The organism is Albibacillus kandeliae (assembly GCF_003116585.1).
Classification (GTDB): domain Bacteria; phylum Pseudomonadota; class Alphaproteobacteria; order Rhodobacterales; family Rhodobacteraceae; genus Albibacillus; species Albibacillus kandeliae.
This window is the reverse complement of the sequence record NZ_QEHM01000030.1, coordinates 1-906: the sequence shown is the minus strand read 5'-3', so window position 1 is coordinate 906 and position 906 is coordinate 1. Positions and strand designations below refer to the sequence as shown.

The 906-nt window shown below is 55.6% G+C and carries 1 protein-coding gene; it reads right to left on the bottom strand.

The window, feature by feature from the left end; genetic code table 11:
- Positions 1 to 179 precede the first annotated feature (179 nt).
- Positions 180 to 839, bottom strand: coding sequence for a suppressor of fused domain protein (locus DDT93_RS26325; RefSeq protein WP_109468892.1), 660 nt, complete (start codon positions 837 to 839; stop codon positions 180 to 182).
- Between the last annotated feature and the right edge of the window lie 67 nt (positions 840 to 906).

Below are 906 nucleotides of genomic sequence, written 5' to 3'. Positions count from 1 at the left end.
CCGGCCCTGACCTGCCGTTCGCCTAGATCTCCAACGCCGCAGGGCAGCTTCCCCAAACCGGACTTTTACAGGACCGCGCAGCGTCGCCCAGGAGCCAGAAATCCGCAGTGCGGACGAAGCGGACGGGCTCCGCTGACAGATGAACGTCTGCCTTAGTGATCACTGGCAATACGGAAGTATTACTTCTCAACAAGTGCCGTGATCAGAAGTGGATGACTGACTGCCTTCTTGTCGATCAGGGCTTGGGGGGAAATACTCTTCGTTTGAAGATCGCCAAGTTCACCCGCGGTGATGCCGATTATCTGTAAAAAGTCCAAGCGTCCGTGCGGGGTGTCCGTCGAGACAAGTTCCGGGTCATTGCAAAAGACAATGGCGGTTTTGTCGGTTGATGAACCTGCCCTGATCGGTCCATTTGCATCAATGTAGTGACCGTGCTCAAACCACGTCTTAGAGCTGAACACATAGCGGGCAAGATTCTGCATAAGGCCCATGGGCCAATGCGGAACACCGCTCGCCTCTTGAGGCAGCTCGAAAACGTCGAATGCGAGACGGAAAGTAAGCTCGAAGCCCCACCCGCTGAACTCTCCGTCTGCGGCGTCATCATCATAATACAGGCTGGACAAGCCATAGGATACGAAGTGCAAATGATCCGGATTGCGGCGGATGTATACGCTAATGCCGTCCAGCGGGTCCGGTCCTCCCAGCGCAAACCGGTGCACCGTTCCAAAGTGGAAATCCGGTTCAGCGAGGTCCAAACGGGCGGCCAAATGCTTGTCTATTGCATCCCAGCCTGGCGATGAGTCCCGCGCATATCGCTTCTTATAAGTTTCAGAGTTCACGGCTCAGCCTCACACCCCGATGAAAGCTGACCTTTACAGTAGTTCGGCAGCCGGTCAACAAGGGCTC